Origin of the sequence: Deinococcus arcticus (assembly GCF_003028415.1) — a bacterium.
In the GTDB taxonomy this organism is placed as follows: Bacteria; Deinococcota; Deinococci; order Deinococcales; family Deinococcaceae; genus Deinococcus; species Deinococcus arcticus.
Map to the genome: position 1 here is coordinate 118,974 of NZ_PYSV01000007.1, position 17,135 is coordinate 136,108.

The 17,135-nt window shown below is 66.9% G+C and carries 13 protein-coding genes; 4 read left to right on the forward strand and 9 right to left on the reverse strand.

The genetic code is table 11. From position 1 onward, the window contains the following. Positions 1-60 precede the first annotated feature (60 nt). The 3 genes from C8263_RS08985 (at position 61) to tmk (ending at position 4,951) form a co-directional block, all read left to right on the forward strand. The gene (locus C8263_RS08985) at positions 61-3,060 is read left to right on the forward strand and encodes a PAS domain S-box protein (protein WP_107137777.1); all 3,000 of its coding nucleotides are present in this window, start codon (positions 61-63) and stop codon (positions 3,058-3,060) included. A 474-nt stretch (positions 3,061-3,534) separates the two neighbouring features. Continuing rightward, positions 3,535-4,323, forward strand: coding sequence for a Nif3-like dinuclear metal center hexameric protein (locus C8263_RS08990; protein ID WP_408608047.1), 789 nt, complete (start codon positions 3,535-3,537; stop codon positions 4,321-4,323). A 4-nt stretch (positions 4,324-4,327) separates the two neighbouring features. After that, a complete protein-coding gene (tmk, locus tag C8263_RS08995) occupies positions 4,328-4,951 on the forward strand; it encodes a dTMP kinase (RefSeq protein WP_233218735.1) in 624 nt (207 codons plus the stop codon). 239 nt (positions 4,952-5,190) lie between these two features. Here the strand turns inward: tmk and C8263_RS09000 are convergent, their stop codons facing one another. The 6 genes from C8263_RS09000 to gnd form a co-directional block, all read right to left on the reverse strand. Further along, positions 5,191-6,030 carry a glutaminyl-peptide cyclotransferase gene (locus tag C8263_RS09000; protein WP_199188356.1) on the reverse strand — a complete coding sequence of 280 codons (840 nt, stop codon included), beginning with the start codon at positions 6,028-6,030 and terminating at the stop codon, positions 5,191-5,193. 56 nt (positions 6,031-6,086) lie between these two features. Further along, positions 6,087-7,223 carry a tRNA epoxyqueuosine(34) reductase QueG gene (queG, locus tag C8263_RS09005; RefSeq protein WP_233218736.1) on the reverse strand — a complete coding sequence of 379 codons (1,137 nt, stop codon included), beginning with the start codon at positions 7,221-7,223 and terminating at the stop codon, positions 6,087-6,089. A 217-nt stretch (positions 7,224-7,440) separates the two neighbouring features. Continuing rightward, the gene (locus C8263_RS09010; RefSeq protein ID WP_233218737.1) at positions 7,441-8,901 is read right to left on the reverse strand and encodes an arabinan endo-1,5-alpha-L-arabinosidase; all 1,461 of its coding nucleotides are present in this window, start codon (positions 8,899-8,901) and stop codon (positions 7,441-7,443) included. 176 nt (positions 8,902-9,077) lie between these two features. After that, entirely contained in the window at positions 9,078-10,019 is a 942-nt protein-coding gene (locus C8263_RS09015; RefSeq protein WP_107137854.1) for a glucose-6-phosphate dehydrogenase assembly protein OpcA, read from the reverse strand. A 25-nt stretch (positions 10,020-10,044) separates the two neighbouring features. Then, positions 10,045-11,625, reverse strand: a complete 1,581-nt coding sequence (gene zwf, locus C8263_RS09020) for a glucose-6-phosphate dehydrogenase (RefSeq protein ID WP_233218738.1) — start codon at positions 11,623-11,625, stop codon at positions 10,045-10,047. A 101-nt stretch (positions 11,626-11,726) separates the two neighbouring features. Beyond that, positions 11,727-12,794 (reverse strand): phosphogluconate dehydrogenase (NAD(+)-dependent, decarboxylating), encoded by a 1,068-nt coding sequence (gnd, locus tag C8263_RS09025; protein WP_107137783.1) that lies wholly within the window; start codon positions 12,792-12,794, stop codon positions 11,727-11,729. Between the two features lie 155 nt (positions 12,795-12,949). Here gnd and mqnC point away from each other — a divergent pair, with 155 nt between their 5' ends. Next, positions 12,950-14,119: a cyclic dehypoxanthinyl futalosine synthase gene (gene mqnC, locus C8263_RS09030; protein ID WP_107137784.1), complete on the forward strand. Its 1,170-nt coding sequence runs from the start codon at positions 12,950-12,952 to the stop codon at positions 14,117-14,119. 18 nt (positions 14,120-14,137) lie between these two features. On the opposite strand, the gene C8263_RS09035 is transcribed toward mqnC, so the two are convergent. The 3 genes from C8263_RS09035 to cysS form a co-directional block, all read right to left on the reverse strand. Then, a complete protein-coding gene (locus C8263_RS09035) occupies positions 14,138-14,404 on the reverse strand; it encodes a hypothetical protein (protein ID WP_107137855.1) in 267 nt (88 codons plus the stop codon). A 330-nt stretch (positions 14,405-14,734) separates the two neighbouring features. Then, complete coding sequence (locus C8263_RS09040; RefSeq protein ID WP_199188357.1) at positions 14,735-15,310, reverse strand: YcjF family protein; 576 nt, start codon at positions 15,308-15,310, stop codon at positions 14,735-14,737. Positions 15,311-15,592: 282 nt separating this feature from the next. Beyond that, the gene (cysS, locus tag C8263_RS09045) at positions 15,593-17,062 is read right to left on the reverse strand and encodes a cysteine--tRNA ligase (protein WP_107137785.1); all 1,470 of its coding nucleotides are present in this window, start codon (positions 17,060-17,062) and stop codon (positions 15,593-15,595) included. Positions 17,063-17,135 lie beyond the last annotated feature (73 nt).

The window sequence follows — 17,135 nt, forward strand, 5'->3', positions numbered from 1 at the left end:
GCTCTTCTTTCTCCGCATTTGCGTCGGGAAGCACACCAATCCAATCCAGAGGGATCCCTGATGTCAGAGCTGCCTGTTCTTTTATCCGACCTTCAGCTCTTACGCCAGGTCATTGAATCATCGGCTGTCGGGACTGTTATCACCGATGCTCTCCATGGCGACCAACCGATTGTGTATGTCAACCCAGCCTTCGAGCGTCTGAGCGGGTACTCGGCTGCCGAGCTTCTTGGTCGGAACTGCCGCCTCCTGCAGGGGGACGACCACGATCAGCCTGGGGTTCACGAGATCCGGCAGGCGATCGAGCAGCAGCAGAGCGTGACGGTCACCCTGCGCAATTACCGCCGGGACGGCACGCTGTTCTACAACGAATTCACGCTCAGTCCAGTTCGGAATGCAGCTGGGACCGTCACGCATTTCGTGGGATTCCAGAACGACGTGACGGCGCGCGAGGAAGCGAGACTCCATGAGGCCCAGGTGCACCAGCAGCTGGTCTCCACCCTGGAACGGATGACCGACGGCTTCGTCTCGTTGGACCGGGATCTGAACTTCATCTACCTCAATGCGGCGGCGGCCCGCATCTCTGGTAAGCGCCCAGCTGACCTTGCCGGGCACAACCTGCTGACCACCTTCCCGGAACTGGCAGACACGGCCGTGTTCCAGGCCATTGCGCGGGCCGCCGAGACGGGTACTGTTCAAAGCGCAGTCAGCCATATGGAGCCGTTCGGCACGATTGACGCGACCGTCTACCCAGCCGAGGACGGCATCTCAGTCTTCACCCGGGACGTCACGCGGCATCATCAGATGCAAAAAGAGCTCCGGGTCAGCGAGGAACGCTTCTCGAAAGTCTTTCAGGCCAGCCCCATGCCTATCGTCATTACTCGCTCGAGTGATCAGCGGTTGATCGATGTTAATGAGGCGTTCCTGCAGCAGGTCGGCTGCCTCCGGGAAGAGGTGATTGGTCGAACTTTTCAGGAGTCAGGCATCTGGGATGACAACCCTGATCACGACAGGCTTTCCAGCAGCTTGCAGGACGTGGATTCGGTGCGCAGCCATGAGGTCCGCCTGCGTACCAGGTCTGGGAGGGCACTTGACCTGATCATCTCGATGGTAAGGGTCGAACTTGATGGTGAACCCTGCGTCGTGAGTCTGGCCCGCGACATCACCAGCGAGAAGGCAGCTCAGCGGGTCCTGGAGGACAGCGAGCAGCGTTACCGGCGCATTGCTGCCGATTTGCAGCGGACGCTGGATCTGTCCCTGGACATGATCACGTCCTTCGACGCTGAAGGTCGGTTCGTGACCGTCAGCGCGGCTTGCCAGAAGATTCTCGGCTACGCTCCCGAAGAACTGCTTGGCCGCCGCTATATCGATTTGGTCCACCCAGATGACCGGGCCATGACGGCGCGGGAGGACACCAGTATCACGGCGGGAGTAGCGACGGTCGCCTTTCAGAACCGCTATCTCCACCGGAGCGGCGCGGTGGTGTGGCTTGAATGGGCGGCAGTTGTCTTGCCCGGGGACCCAGTGATGTACTGCGTGGCCCGTGACATCACCGCGCGCCGGGCGGCCGAAGAAGACCAGGCTTACCTGGCGGCCATCGTGCAGGCCAGTCAGGACGCCATTCTCGGCGTGTCGCTGGACGGCACCATCCGCTCATGGAACGCTGGGGCCGAGCAGCTCTACGGGTACTCGATGACAGAAGCGGTGGGTCAGCCCATGACATTGATCGTCCCGCCGGAACTTCATGGTGAGGCAGTGGGGATGCTGGACCGGGCCGGGCGGGGGGAGTCACCCAGTCCCTTCGAGTCTGTGCGCCTGGCGAAGGACGGCCGCCGGATTGCGGTGTGCGTGACGGCCTCACCGATTCGCGATGTCACCGGCCGGGTCATTGGCGTGTCGAAGATTGCCCAGGACATTACGGAACGCCACACGGCAAGAGCTGAGATTCAGCGCCTCAACGAACACCTTCGGCAGCAGCTGCGTCATGTCACGGGCCTGCGTGAGATTGATCAGGCCATCGCCTCGACCCAGGATCTTTCCATCACCCTGGGCATGATTCTGGACAATGTCGCGCAGGAACTGGGGGCGGACGCGGTGACCTTGCTGCTGGTTGACCCTTATACCCTGAACCTGGAGTACGCCAGCACCCGGGGATTCACGACGCCGCTCCAGGGCTCGACCGTGCGTGTCGGCCATGGTCTGGCAGGCGAAGTGGCATTGAGCCGCAAGGCCCTGAGCGTGCCCGACCTTCAAAATGCTCCAATCTCACCGGCCTGGCGCGACGTACTGACGAGAGAGCAACTGATGAACTATTACGGTGCGCCGCTGCTGGCTAAAGGGAAGGTGGTGGGCGTGATGGAGGTGTTACACCGGCAACCGTTCGAGCCATCTGCAACCTGGTTGGCAACCTTTGAGATGCTCACGGCTCAGGCAGTGATTGCGGTAGACAACGCGCGACTGTTCGCCGAGTTGGAGCGCAAGAACCTTGAATTGAGGCTGGCGTACGATGAGACCATTGAGGGGTGGGCACGGGCGCTGGACCTGCGCGATAAGGAGACCGAGGGCCATTCGCGGCGCGTGACGGAAACGACCGTTGAGCTGTGCCGGCACCTGGGACTCTCCTCGGATCAGCTGGTGGAAGTGCGCCGGGGTGCGCTGTTGCATGACATCGGGAAGATGGCAATTCCGGATGCGGTGCTGCTGAAGCCCGGCAAGCTGACCGACGAGGAGTGGGTGCTGATGAAGGAACATCCGGGTCACGCCGTGGATCTGCTCTCGCCAATCAAATTTCTGCGCCCAGCCCTGGATATTCCGCAGTACCACCATGAGAAGTGGGATGGTACGGGCTATCCGGTGGGCCTCAAGGGCGAGGCCATTCCTCTGACGGCCCGGGCGTTCGCGGTGGTGGACGTATATGACGCACTCACCAGTGACCGACCGTACCGGCCGGCCTGGACACGGAAGAGGGCCCTGGAGCATATCCGAAGCGGTGCCGGCACCCACTTCGATCCGCGGGTCGTTGAAGCCTTCTTCCAACTCCTTGAGAATGAATTCAGGATCTGAGCAGCTTTGAAGAAGTGGGCAACATGACTTCTTTGCGTTGCCTTCTGCTTGCGCGGCTGTGCCGCTCAGCATCTCGGGTTCGGGCCTGACCGGGACCGCCTATCCCATAGGGAGCTTTCTCTGCCTGGACCCGACGGCGCATGGCCTGCGGCGCAGCTGTTCCAGCCCGCTCGGTTGATCGGGGGCTTGGCAGCGAGGGACTTAAGGACGTTGCACCTCACGTTACGACTTTGCAGGAGAGCACCGCAAAGTCTCCACGCCCGGTGCAACGTCCTTTTTTCGAGACTCGCTCTGCGGCGCAGCTGTTCCAGCCCGCTCGGTTGATCTCAAGATCAACAGCGAGCGACTTAGATAGAAAGCATCCGGCTGTGACTGTGCCTCTGTGCCTGTTGCCGTGCTGCCCAGGGCGGCACACTGGCCCGGCGACCTCCGGCCCGGGTGGCCTGTGCAGCCCCGCGCCGTACAATGCCGGCCATGTCGGATCTGTCTTTGCCTGCGCGTGGTGAGGTGCCGCGCGACCAGCTCGTGCGCTATCTGGGCGAGTACCTGAATCTGGGTGCCTTCAAGGACCCCAGCCTGAACGGCCTGCAAATCGAGGGCACGCCCACGGTGCGCCGGGTGGCTGTGAGTGTGGACACCAGCCTTAAAACCCTGCAGCACGCGGCCGACAGCGGCGCGGACCTGCTGATCGCCCACCACGGCCTGTTCTGGGGCCAGCCGCTGCCCGTCACCGGCCCCCACCGCGAGCGGGTGCGCACGGCCCTGATGGCCGACCTGAACGTGTATGCCGCCCATATTCCCCTGGACGCCCACCCCGAGGTGGGGAATAACGCCATGATTGCCCGCGCGCTGAGCTTGCAGAACCCGGTGCCTTTCGGTGAATGGGCGGGCACGAAGATTGGGCTGGCCGGCGAACTGCCGTTCGAGCAGTCCCTGCAGGACTTTGCCGACCGCGTGCAGAAACTCACTGGCGAGATCTGCCTCGTGCACGGCGGCGGGCGCTCGCCCACGGTGGGGCGGCTGGGGGTGCTGAGTGGCAGCGGCGCGGGCAGCATCCCCGAGGCCGCGGCCCTTGGGCTGGACACCCTGCTGACCGGCGAGCCCGAGCACAAGCATTTCCACGACGCCTTCGAGTACGGCGTGAATGTGGTGTATGCCGGGCACTACGAAACCGAGGTGTTTGGCGTGCGCGCCCTGGCCGCGCACCTGGAAGACCGCTTTGGCCTGTCCTGGCAGTTTCTGCACCATCCCACCGGCCTGTAAGCACGTGCATGGCCTGTTTCTGACCTTTGAGGGCCCTGAGGGCGCGGGCAAGAGCACGCAGCTGTCGCGGCTGACGGCCCGGCTGGCGCAGCTGGGCGCGCCCTGCACCGTCACGCGGGAGCCTGGGGGCACGCCGCTGGGCACCCGCGTGCGCGAGGTACTGCTGGACCCGGCGCTGAGCATTGATCCGCTGCCGGAATTCCTGCTGTACTCCGCCAGCCGCGCCCAGCTTGTGGCGAACGTGATTCGTCCGGCCCTGGCGCGCGGCGAGGTGGTGGTGTGTGACCGCTACGCAGATTCCACTCTGGCCTACCAGGGCGCGGGGCGGGCCCTGCCCGAAGCGCTACTGCGCCAGATCACGCACGCGGCCACGGGGGGCCTGAGCCCCCACCTGACCCTGCTGCTGGACCTGGACCCGGCACTGGGCCTGGCCCGGGCGGCGCGCCGGGGGCAGCCCGACCGCCTGGAACAGGCCGACCTGGCCTTTCACGCCCGGGTGCGGGCCGGCTTTCTGGCCCTGGCTGAGGCCGAACCAGCCCGCTTTCTGGTGCTGGACGCCACCCACCCCGAAGAAGCGCTGGCCGAAGAGATCTGGGCGGCGGTGACGCCGCTGCTGGACAGGGCTTAGGGCGGGCCTTGCCGCCAGAAAAAGTGTGCTGCCCACGCCGCTTCAGGACCCCACGCCGGTGAGACGGACGGCCGTCCAGGTCTGTCACCTCCAGAAAGAAGAGGGATGTTCCCCGCCTTTGGCTGGGAGCGGTCCAATGCCCGGGTAGCCGTCTCCTTTCCTGCTCTGCGCCGCAGTTCTGCCAGTCCCTCCGGTCGGAGACATTCCGTCACACATGACGCAATTGTTCGGAAGCCGTATTACTGGCGCGGCGCCGCGCGGCCACCTGCACCGCTGCCCTCGGGCTTCAGGCCCGGCAGCTTCACTTCAAACAGGGTGGGCCAGCGCTTGCCGGTCAGCAGCAGGGTGCCGCGTTCAGGCACGTAGGCAATGCCGTTGGGCACGTCGTCAAAGGTCAGGGGCTGCCCGGTGCGCGCCGCCGCGCTGCTGGCTTCCCGGGTCAGCTCGGCCACGTTGATCCAGGCCGTCACCTTGCCGGTTTGCGGGTCAATGCGGGCAATGCGGTCGGTCAGCCACACGTTGGCGTAGATCGCGCCCTGCACCCATTCCAGTTCGTTCAGGTGGCGCACCGGCTGGCCCTGGTCCGTTACCTGCAGGGTGCGCCGCGCGGCGAAGGTGCGCGGATCGCGCCAGACCAGTGTGGCGCTGCCGCTGCTCATGATCAGGCTGCGGCCGTCGGTGGTCAGGCCCCAGCCCTCGCCGGCATAGCGGTGGCGTCCCGTCTCCTTGAGTGTCTGGGCGTCAAACGAAAACGCCAGGCCGTTTTGCCACGTCAGGTGATAGGCCGCGCCCCCCAGCACCGCCACGCCTTCACCAAAGGCGCTGGCCAGCGGGGTGGGGACCTGGGCCAGCACCCGGCCGGTTTTCAGGTCCACGCGCCGCACCCCGGACTGCCCCACCTGCCCGGTGCTTTCCATGTACACGCCGCTCCCCAGGTACTGCAGGCCCTGGGTAAAGGCCGCCCGGTCATGCGGATAGCGGGCGGTAATCGCCGGGTTCAGGGTGGGCACAGTCTGGGCGTGGGTGGCCGGCAGGGCGGACAGACAGAGCAGCAGGGGCAGAAGGCGGGAAGCGCGCACGGCTCCATGGTAGAGGGACGCGCCCAGCCCTGGATGCTCAGACCTCTATCCCCCCTTCATGGGGGGCCAGCGCCGGGTGTGGCAGTCCCCGGGGCGCCGCCTGCCAGCAGCTGACCAGCGGTGGCCTGCACCCGCTCGTCCGGGTCACGGCGCAGCGCTTCCACCTGCGCCCACTCGCCCCACTGCGCCAGCGCCCAGGCAGCGGCGTCGCGGACCTCCCACGCGGGGTCGGTCATACCAGCACGCAGCAGCGGCCAGCCGGCCGGATCCCGGGTGTTGCCCAGCACGGTCAGGGCGTTGCGGGCCATGCCCTTGCGCCGGGGCCGCAGAAAGGCTGTGCCCGCGTACTGTCGCTCGAATTGCCGCTCACCCACGCCGAAAAAGGTGCCCAGGTCCGGCCACGCCAGCTCGGGCCGGGGGGTCAGGTGCCGGGCCAGGGGCCCCACCCTGGCGCTCCAGGGGCACACCTCGCTGCAGACGTCGCAGCCGAACAGCCACTCGCCCACACCGGGGCGCAGGGCCAGCGGCACCGGCCCCCGGTGCTCAATGGTCAGGTAGGAGACGCAGCGCCGCGCGTCTATGGCGCGGTCCGGGCCAATGGCGGCGGTGGGACAGGCAGCCACGCAGCGGGTGCAGCGCCCACAGCGGTCGGGGTGGAGCAGGGAAGAGGTCTGTAGCGGCAGGTCGGTCAGCAGCACCGCCAGCGTCACAAAGGCGCCGAGCGTGGTGCTGACCAGCATCCCGGACTTGCCGCGCCACCCCAGAAAGCCCGAGGCGGCGAACAGGCGCTCCATCACCGGGCCGTGGTCCACGTAGCCGCGTGCCCGCACGCCCAGCCGCGCCGCCTCCTCTTCCAGCCGGCTCAGCAGAGGCTGTAACTGGTCGTGGTAATCGGGGGTCCAGGCGTAGCGGGCCACCCGGCCCACCCGGACCCCCCCGGTGGGCACGGGCGGCGGCTCAAATGCGTGAGAGACCCCCAGCACCAGCACACTCAGCGCCCCGCTCAGGCGCTGGGTGGGGTCGGCGCGCACCGGCAGCTGCCGCTCCAGGTAGGTCATGCCCGCGTGGCGCCCGGCCTCCAGCCAGTCTGCGTATTCGGCGGCCGCTGTTGCCGGAACAGCGGCCGGTGCCCAGCCCACGGCGTCGGCGCCCAGCGCGTGGGCGAGGTCGGCCAGGGTCTCGGTCGCGGTCACGCGGGGCAGTATGCCGCGCCTGCACCCGCCCAAACGAGAGGCATGGCACGGAGGGGCAGAAGGCATGGAAGAGTCCTGGCTGATCGGGGCAGCCTTTTTAGCCGGATGAGCACCTTGGGTACGGACGGGACGAGCCCTGCACAGGGCGGGCCCCTGGGCAGGAAGCGCAGACCATCTCCGGCCTACCTCCCTGTCCAGGGGCCCTGAAGCCCCGCTCTTACCGCTGTTCCAGTCGCCAGTTCTGCGCTGCAGCGCCGTTGGGGGTCCAGGTACGGACCTCGCTGCCGGCGTTCACGCTGCCATTCACATTGTCCAGGGCGAGGCGCGTCTGCGGTCCCATGAGGCGGTGAAAGCCGCCGCCCATATCCTCCAGCATCCACTGCTGGGCGCCCAGGCCGTTGCAGGGCCACAGGCGCACGTCGGTGCCCGGGGTGCTGCCCCCGTTGGCCACGTCCAGGCAGTGGTCCTGGGCGCCCAGCAGGCTGCGCAGGCGGTACACGCCGTCGCCCGCTGCTTCCAGGCGGAAATTCTGGGCCGCCTGTCCGTTGCAGCCCCACTGCTGCAGTTGCGCCGCCGGGCTGGAGACACCGTTTTGCACGTCCAGGCACAGGCCGCTGGTCTGGTTGACCAGTCGGTAGACCGCGCCATTGGTCCGTTGGTAGCCGGGGGTGGCCTCGCTGGAAAAGGGCCAGTCGCCGTTCCATTCCAGCGCCTTGAGGTCCAGCTTGGGGCTGCCGCCGGTCCTGGCGTCGTAGAAGTGGTGGGCAAAGTAGACGGTGCCGCCCTCCTGGTAGATATCGCCGCCGCCCTGGCCCAGCTTGTTCGCGCGGTGGCCAAGCAGCACGGTGCCCCCGCCCTGGTCCAGCCGCACGCCCTGCTGGTCCAGGTATGGCCCGGTGATGGTGGTGGCGCGGCCCATCACGGTCTTGTAGGTGCTGTCCAGGCCCTTGCAGCAGCTGTCCCAGGACGCCAGCAGGTAATAGAAGTTGCCCCGCTTGAAGATCGTGGGGGCTTCGACCGGGTTGTGGGGCACCCCGGGCCGCGAGGCAATGGTGGTGACAGGGCCTGTCAGGGTGGTCATGGAACTCAGGCGCTGCACCTTCAGGCCGCTGAAAAACGAGCCCCAGGCCAGCCACCAGCCGCTGGCCGGGTCCCAGTGCACGCTGGGGTCAATGGCGTTGTAGGTCGTGCCACTGCCCGAACGCAGCATGGGCCCATGGTCGGTCCAGGTGGTCGTGGCGCACGGGTTGGTGCTGCTGGCCACCCCAATCGCGGAATTGCGGGTGCCGAACTGCGATACGGCGTAGTACAGGTAATAGCGGCGTTCCTGGCCGTTGTAGACCACCTCTGGCGCCCAGATATTCTTCGCGCCGTAGTCTCGTGCGGCCCAGGCCGGGGCAGGAATGGCGCCCAGCGTGCGCCACGGCCCCCCCAGCCCACCGTCTGAGCGGTGAACCAGCACGCCGCCCGGCTGACCTGTCTGCTCCACGCCCGTGGACATGACGCAGTAAGTGCTGCCCGCCCTGAACAGCACCGGGTCGTGCGCGCCCAGCTCGCCGGTCTGCGGCACGACGGCCTGGGCAGCCAGGGAGGCGGCGGACGCCGCAGAGTCGGGGACCCGCTGGGGAGCACAGGCGGCCAGCATAAGCGTGCAGGCCAGAAGGACAGGGAATCGCATGAAGACCTCCGGCAGCCCTGGCTCTATCTGGGCCAGCGCCGCTGTACACGGTGAATTGAAAACCGGGTCAGTGTAGCAGCCGCTGGCACGCGAATGGACCGCAGAGGGGCCAGCCCGAACGAAGGCGAGCCGGACTGCGCTCGCCTTCGTGGGTGGGCGGGAGAAAGGACCGCGAGCTACAGCGTGTCTTTGGCCAGATTCCAGGCGCGCTCGAACACCTCGCCGCGTTCGGGGCGGGCCATCACGCGGGCCAGGCCCTGGGCCAGGGTCATCTGCGGCACCGTCACCTCAGAGACGCGCGTCACGTCGTCCCAGTGCGCTTCCACCCGCACCAGATCGCCGCTCTGGGCGTGCAGGGCAATGTGCAGCCCCCCCTCGCCGCGCAGCTCGGCACCGCACAGATCGCCGTTTTCACGGCCGCACCGGGCGCTGCGGAACGCCACGGTGCGCAGGTCGCGCCAGCCCAGCGTGTCGGCCACAAAACCCGCAAACAGCCGCGCGGGCAGGTCTTTTTTACCGGCGTGACGCACCGTCAGGGCACTCACGCGGGGCAGCTGCCGGGCCGCTTCGGGCACGTCGAACACCTGCGCCAGCGCTTCGCGCCACCCGGCCGAACGGCTCCAGCCCAGGTCGGCCAGGGCAAAGTGACGCGAGGGCGGCACGTCCAGCGTCAGGCTGTCCACGATCACCTGATCGGCAATCTCGGTTAGTTCGCTCAGCAGTGGGCCTTCAGGGCGGCTGTCGGCGCCCCACCACACGTGGTTGACGGTGGCCGGGCGGATGAGCGGCAGAATGGCGCCCTGAAGCTGCGCCGGGCTGGCTTCCAGCGTCAGGCGTTCCACGTACAGCCCGCCCTGCTGCGGCACGAGGCTGGCGTGGACCCTCAGGTCGCCCACTCCGTCCATCACGCCAATAATCTGCCGCCCGGCATAGCGGCCCTCCAGGCCCGCCAGCGCTTCTTGCACCCGCGACAGGTGCTTTCTGACCGTCAGGGCAATCATGTTGCCGGTGTAGGCGCGCGTTTCCACGTTGGTGCGGGCCCACAGCTCATCCAGCGTGCCCTGGGCCCCGCGCACGGTGGTGTCCACTGGCCCCAGCTCGCCGTGGGTCTGGGTCATCCGGGTCACAGGTTGCCTCACCCCCTCACAGCCGCCGCCAGCGGCGGTCGGGGCCCATCAACTCGTCAGCCTCGTCGGGGCCCCAGGTGCCGGCCACATAGTTGGGAAAGTCGGGGCCCTTGCGCGGGCGCCGCCCGGCCGGGGTGTCCCAGGTGTCCAGAATGCCAGAGACAATCTGCCACGCCAGATCCACCTCGTCCTCGCGGGGAAACAGGGTAGCGTCGCCCACCATGGCGTCCAGCAGCAGGCGGGAATAGGGGCTTTCGAGCTGCGCACCAAAGGCGTCATAGCGGAAATCCATCACCACTTCACGCAGCACCATCTCCTGGCCCGGGGTCTTGCTGGAAAACTTCAGGCTCACGCCCTCGTCAGGCTGAATACGGAAGGCCAGCACGTTGCGCTCCAGGCCACCCGGGAAAATTCCCAGCGGCGGGCGCTTGAACACCACGGCAATTTCCGTGACCTTCTTGGGCAATCTCTTGCCCGTGCGCAGGAAAAACGGCACGCCCTGCCAGCGCCAGTTGTCCACTTCCAGCTTCAGGGCCACGTAGGTGGGCGTGGCGCTGCCTTCCCGGACCTTGGGTTCCTCGCGGTAGCCGGGCACGTCCTCGCCGTACAGGGTGCCGGGGCCGTACTGTCCGCGCACGGCCACCTCGTTCACGCGCCCCGAAGGAATTTCCTTGACCGCGCGCAGCACCTTCACCTTCTCGTCGCGGATGGCGTTGGCGTCAAAGGCGGCCGGCGGCTCCATGGCGGTCAGCGCGAACAGCTGCATCAGGTGGTTTTGCAGCATGTCGCGCACCACGCCGGCTTCCTCGTAGTAACCGGCGCGGCCCTCTAAGCCCAGGTCCTCGGCGGCCGTGATCTGCACGTGGTCCACGAAGCCCCGGTTCCATAGCGGCTCGAAAATGGCGTTCCCGAAGCGGATCGCCATGAGGTTCTGCACCGTTTCCTTGCCCAGGTAGTGGTCAATGCGGTACACCTGGGACTCGTCCCAGACACGGTGAATGGCGTCGTTCAGTTCGCGCGCACTCTTCAGGTCGTGCCCGAAGGGCTTCTCAATGACCAGCCGCCGCCAGCCCTCGGATTCGTCGGCCAGGCCCAGGCGGCCCAGGCCGTTGCTGATGGGCTCAAAGAGGCTGGGCGGCGTGGAGAGGTAGAACAGGGCGTTCTTGCGCCCGCCGTGGTCGGCCTGGGCGCGGCGCAGCTCCTTGTCAATCAGGCTGTACACCTCGTCGCCGCCGAAGTCCCCGAACTCGTAGTACAGCAGCTCCCGGAATTTCTCCAGGCTGCCGGGCTGGGGCGTGTCGGTTTCCTTGCTTTCCTTCAGGGCCGCCAGGACAAAGTCCTTGAACTGCTCGTCGTTCATCTCCTGACGGCCGATGCCCACGATGTTAAAGGCGCTGCCCAGCAGCCCGTCCTGCCACAGCCCAAACACGGCCGGCAGCAGTTTGCGCCGGGCCAGGTCCCCGGTGGCCCCGAAGATCACCAGGGTGGCGGGCTCGGGCGCGCGGCTGCGGCGCATCAGGGCGCGGAAGGGATTGGTGCCGTCCGCGCCGGGGGCCTGGGCGCCCCGGGCACGGCGCGGCGCGGCCGGAGCGTCCACGGCTGCGGCCTGCGGCCCGCTGCTCTTCCTGGCCCGGCTGGCCTTTTTCTCCTGGGTGGGCTTTGGACTTCCAGCTTGTGCTGCGGTTGCCTTGCGGGGGCTCACTCGTCACCCTTCACGCGCTGGTGGCCGGTTTCGCCCAGTTGCTCGGCGGCGCTGCCCTCGCCGGTGCTGCTGTGCCCAATGTTCTCGGGGGCCGCCGCCTTGGGGTGGTCGCCCGGGGCCACCTCGGGCACCAGGCCCTCCTGCCGGGGCGACTCGATGGTCTTGACCGCGTGCCCGCCAAAGGCCCGGCGCATGGCCGAGAGCATCTGCCCGGCGTAGCTGACCTCCTGCTGGCTGCGAAAGCGCATCTGGGTGGCCAGCGTGATGATCGGGGTGGGCACGCCCAGTTCCACCGAATCAATAATGGTCCAGCGCCCCTCGCCGCTGTCGGCCACGTAGTCCGAGAGCTGCTCGAAATCGGCCTTGTTCTTCAGGGCCTCGGCGGTCAGGTCCAGCAGCCAGCTGCGCACCACGCTGCCGTGGCGCCACAGTTCGGCAATCTGGGCCATGTCCAGGCCAAAGTCCTTGTGGGCCTTCATCAGCTCAAAGCCCTCGGCGTAGGCCTGCATCATGCCGTACTCAATGCCGTTGTGGACCATCTTGACGTAGTGGCCGCTGCCGGCCGGACCCATGCGGCCCCAGCCCCGGTCGGCGGCGGGCGCCAGCACCTCAAAGACCGGACGCAGGCGCTCCACAGCTTCTTCAGGGCCCCCAATCATCATGGCGTAGCCTTCTTTCAGGCCCCATACCCCGCCCGAGGTGCCCACATCCACAAAATGCAGGCCCCGGGCCGCCAGTTCCTCGGCGCGTTTCATGGAGTCCTTGTAGTTGCTGTTGCCGCCGTCAATGATGATGTCGCCGGGGGCGAGGCGCCCCGCCAGATCGTCAATCACCGCCTGCGTGATGGGCCCGGCCGGCACCATCACCCACACGGCCCGCTGCCCGGGCTGGCCCAGGGCCGCAATCAGCTCGTCCAGGGTGCGGGCGCCGCGCGCGCCCTGGGCCTCAATCTGCGCCACGCTCTCGGCGCTCCGGTCGTAGCCGGTCACCTCAATGCCGCCGCCGGTCAGCCGCAGCACCATGTTGCCGCCCATCTTGCCCAGCCCAATCATGCCGATCTTCATAACGCGACCTCCCAGCGGTCCTAGAAGCGCTTCCAGTGCCTCAGACCACGTTTGCCTTTCGCACTATACGTGCCGTGTCTGGCAGGCGGCACTGGCCTTCTCTTGACGTGAAAGGGCGGGCATTCGTCCACCAGGGGCAGTGCTACGCTGACGCCATGACCGCGCCCCTGCCCGGGACCGCCCTGCTGGACAGGGCCACGCACGAGCGCCTGACGCCCGGCGAGATTGAAGCGCTCTATCATCTGCCGCTGCCCGAGGTGGCCGCCGCCGCGCACCACCTGCGCCTGACGCGCCGTGACCCCCACACGGTGACGTTCCTGATTGACCGCAACATCAACTACACCAACATCTGTAACGTGGGCTGCAACTTCTGCGCCTTCTACCGCACCCGCCGTCAGAAAGACAGTTACACCCTGGATTTTGAGACGATCAGCGCCAAGATCCGCGAGCTGGAAGCGGTGGGCGGCACCCGCATTCTGCTGCAGGGCGGCGTGAACCCCGAGCTGGACCTGGACTACTACACCGGGCTGCTGCGCCACGTCAAAGCCAACCACCCCACCATCCGCATAGACGCTTTCTCGCCCGAAGAAGTACTGTTCATGGAAAAGACCTTTGGCCTGAACCTGGACGCGCTGCTCGATACCTTGATTGAGGCGGGCCTGGACGGTCTGCCCGGCGCGGGCGGCGAGATTCTGGAAGACGACGTGCGCGCGGGAGCGGCGCCTGCCCGCATTCGCAGCGACGACTGGTTCCGCATCATTGACGCGGCGCAGCGCAAGGGGCTGTACACCATTGCCACCATGGTGATTGGCTTCGGGGAAACGTATGCCCAGCGCGCCGCGCACCTCGTCAAGATCCGCGACCAGCAGGACCGGGCGCGGCGTGACTACGGCGGCAACGGGTTTTCGGGCTTTGCCATGTGGACCCTGCAGACCGAGCACACCCGCCTGCACGGCAAGGCGCCGGGCGCCACTGCCCACGAGTACCTGCAGCAACTGGCCATTGCCCGCATTGCGCTGGACAACATAGAGAATATTCAGGCGTCGTGGCCTGCGCAGGGCTTCAAGGTGGCGCAGGCCGCGCTGTACTACGGGGCCAACGACCTGGGCAGCACCATGCTGGAAGAGAACGTGGTATCGGCCGCTGGCGGGCATGGCCGCCACCGCGCCACCGTGCGCGAGCTGATTCGTATTGCCGTGGACGCCGGCTTTACCCCGGCGATCCGCAACAGCCGCTTTCAGATTATTGAGTGGCCGGATGCGGAAGCGGTACTGAGCCGCGCCGAAGACAACCCGGAAGCGGCGCGGGCCGTGGGCGCAGGTTAGGCTGGCCGCCGCGCTGGGCTACGCCGCGCCGGAGTAAGGTTCGTCGGGGGCCTGGCCGTCGCGTTCCAGTTGCCGTTCCAGATCGCTCAGGGCGCGTGCGTACAGTTCGGGGCCCACTTCGGGCAGCATGGCCAGTTCCAGCGCGGCGTCTTGCAGCGAGCCGTGCTGGCTGCTGTGGTGCCACCCCGCTCCTTCAGCGTGCAGCAGCACCAGACCGGCGCGGATCAGGATCCGAACGCGGCCCGTGTCCGTCCGCGTGTCGCTGAAGTGACGGGTAATACTCATGGGGTCAGCATACGCCCGCTGTATGACGAATTTCATACGCCATTATGATGAGTTCTCAACTTTCGGTCAGGTTCAGTCAGACTGGACAGGAGAGAGGAGGGGCTGGAAAGGGCGGTCTGGCCGGCTCTTTTAACTTTCTGGCGCATGGGTCACCTCTCCCGGGCTGGGGGAAGTGGCTCAAGGCTGCGGCACCATCGGCTCCAGCTGAAGGGGGCCAGCGAAGGGCCCCCGCCGGGCCAGAGACGACCAGCCAGCGGGGGCACCCATACCGTTTGCTTTCTCTGTTGTGCCCCGGCGAACGTGCTCCAGGCAGACAGAATGAAGCCCGGCTCAGTGGCGGGGCGGCCCACCGGGGTTTTTCTGCTCGGCGCGGCGGCGCAGTTCCGAGGCCAGATCCGAGAAGTCCTGGGCGCCGGGCAGCACGCGGCGCGAGTCACGTTTGGCCTCCTGTACCACCTTCACCTGATCGCGCCGGGAATCCGGCAGGCCCAGGGCGCGGCGCTGAAAGTAGTTCTGGGCCAGGCGCCCCAGGGCAAAGGTCCAGCCGTACACCGCCGGGGCCGTGATGAGGCCGCCGATCACCGGCAGGGCCAGCTTGGCCAGCCCGCGCATGACCTGCCGGGCCGCCATGCCATAGGCGATGGTCACCCCGATTTCCCGCGCGATTTCCAGCGAGCGCTCCGGCGTGATGTCAAAGCCGTAGATCTTGCCGATGTGCAGCACCATCTTGCCCTGCACCGGGGTAATCAGCAGCATGTCGGCAAAGGGAATGGGCTCCACGGCAATGGCCCCCGACAGCAGCGCCGCGCTCTTGATGACCTCCTCGGCGTTCTCCTCGCGCGAGAGCGAGGGGTCCACGTCCAGGTTGAAGTTGTCGAGCACCTGTTTGACCAGTGGGGGCAGCATACGTGGAGTGTACCCCTGCCCTCACAGGGCGCCCACCACCAAATTGTTTAGGTTCCTGCCCGCTTCCCCACGGAAGCGCCACACGAAAAAAGGACACGCCCAGGGGGGAGGTGGCGTGTCCTTAAGGAGGGAAGGATGAGGGTGAAACCACCGCTCGCTTCTGATGCTACACGGCCACCCTGACATGTTGCTGACAGCGGATTCATTCGGGGGGGGCCTTTCCTGTCACTCCGGGCTCATGCAGTCCCGGCGCTCTTTAGACTGTGCCCGCACGGGGCCCGCTCAGCGTTTCCAGCGGGGCCCGTCCTTGGTGTCCTCCACGGTCACGCCCACACGGGTGAGGGTGGCGCGCAGCTCGTCGGCCTCGGCGTACTGCTTGTTCAGGCGGTAATTCTGCCGTGCTTTCAGCACCAGGTCCATCAGGGCCCCCACCACCTCGCTGTCGTCGCGCCCTGCGGCGGGGGCCCCCGCCTCGGCGAACAGGCCCAGCACGCCGCCGCCCAGGTCCCGGTAGGCACCGCGGGCCCGCGTCAGGGTGCTCTGCGGCACCGGCCCTGCGTTCAGCGCCGCGTTCAGGTCGGTGGTCAGGCCAAACAGGGCCGCCACTGCCTTGGGGGTGTTGAAGTCGTCACGCAGGGCGTCTTCGAAAGCGGCGCTGTGGGCCGCAATCCGGGCGTCCAGTGCGCTGTCCTGCCCGGCGGGGGCGCCCGGCAGGCGGCGCTCGACCTCGTGCAGGGCCTCGGTCAGGCGGCGGTAGCCACTGCGCGCGCTTTCAAAGGCGGCGTCGCTGAATTCGGTTACCGAGCGGTAGTGGCTGCCCACCAGCAGGAAGCGCACCACCATGGGGTCGTGCTGAGAGAGCACGTCCTGAATGGTCAGAAAGTTGCCCTTGCTCTTGCTCATCTTCTCGCCGCCAATGGTCAGCATGTTGTTGTGCATCCAGTAGCGCGCAAAGGCGTGCCCGGCAGCCTCGGCCTGGGCGATCTCGGCCTCGTGGTGGGGAAACTGCAGGTCCAGGCCGCCGCCGTGAATGTCGAAGCCCTCGCCCAGATACTTCAGGCTCATGGCGCTGCATTCAATGTGCCAGCCCGGAAAGCCTGTACCCCACGGCGAGTCCCAGCGCATGATGTGCCCGGCCTCGGCGCGCTTCCACAGGGCGAAGTCGCGCGGATCGCGTTTGTCCTCGCGCACGGCCTCGCGGGTGCCTTCCTCCTGGTCGTCCAGCTTGCGGCCCGAGAGTTTGCCGTACCCGGGCCAGGACCGCACGTCGAAGTACACGCTGCCCCCCGACTCGTAGGCGTGGCCCTTTTCCATCAGCTCCTCAATCAGCGCAATCTGCTCGGTGATGTGCCCGGTGGCGCGCGGATTGATCGAAGGCTTGAGGACGTTCAGCGCCTCCATGTCCTTGACGAACGACCACAGGTATTTGTCGGCCACTTCCATGGGCTCTAACTGCTCCAGGCGGGCGCGGGCCAGCATCTTGTCCTCGCCGTCGTCCGAGTCGTTTTGCAGGTGCCCCACATCGGTGATGTTGGCCACGTAGCGCACCTGATAGCCGAAGTGCATGAAGGCGCGGCGGATCACGTCAAAGGCCACCTCTTTCTTGGCGTGCCCCAGGTGGGCGTCGCTGTACACGGTGGGTCCGCACAGGTACATGCCCACCCGGCCCGGCGTGCCCGGCACAAAGGGAACCTTCTGGCGTTGCAGCGTGTCGTACAGCACGATAAGGGGATCGGGAATGGACTGGGTCATGGGGGCTCCTGTGGGAAAGAGGGAACAAAAAAAAGCCGCGCCACAGCAGAGGGGGCGCGGGCGCAGCAGACCA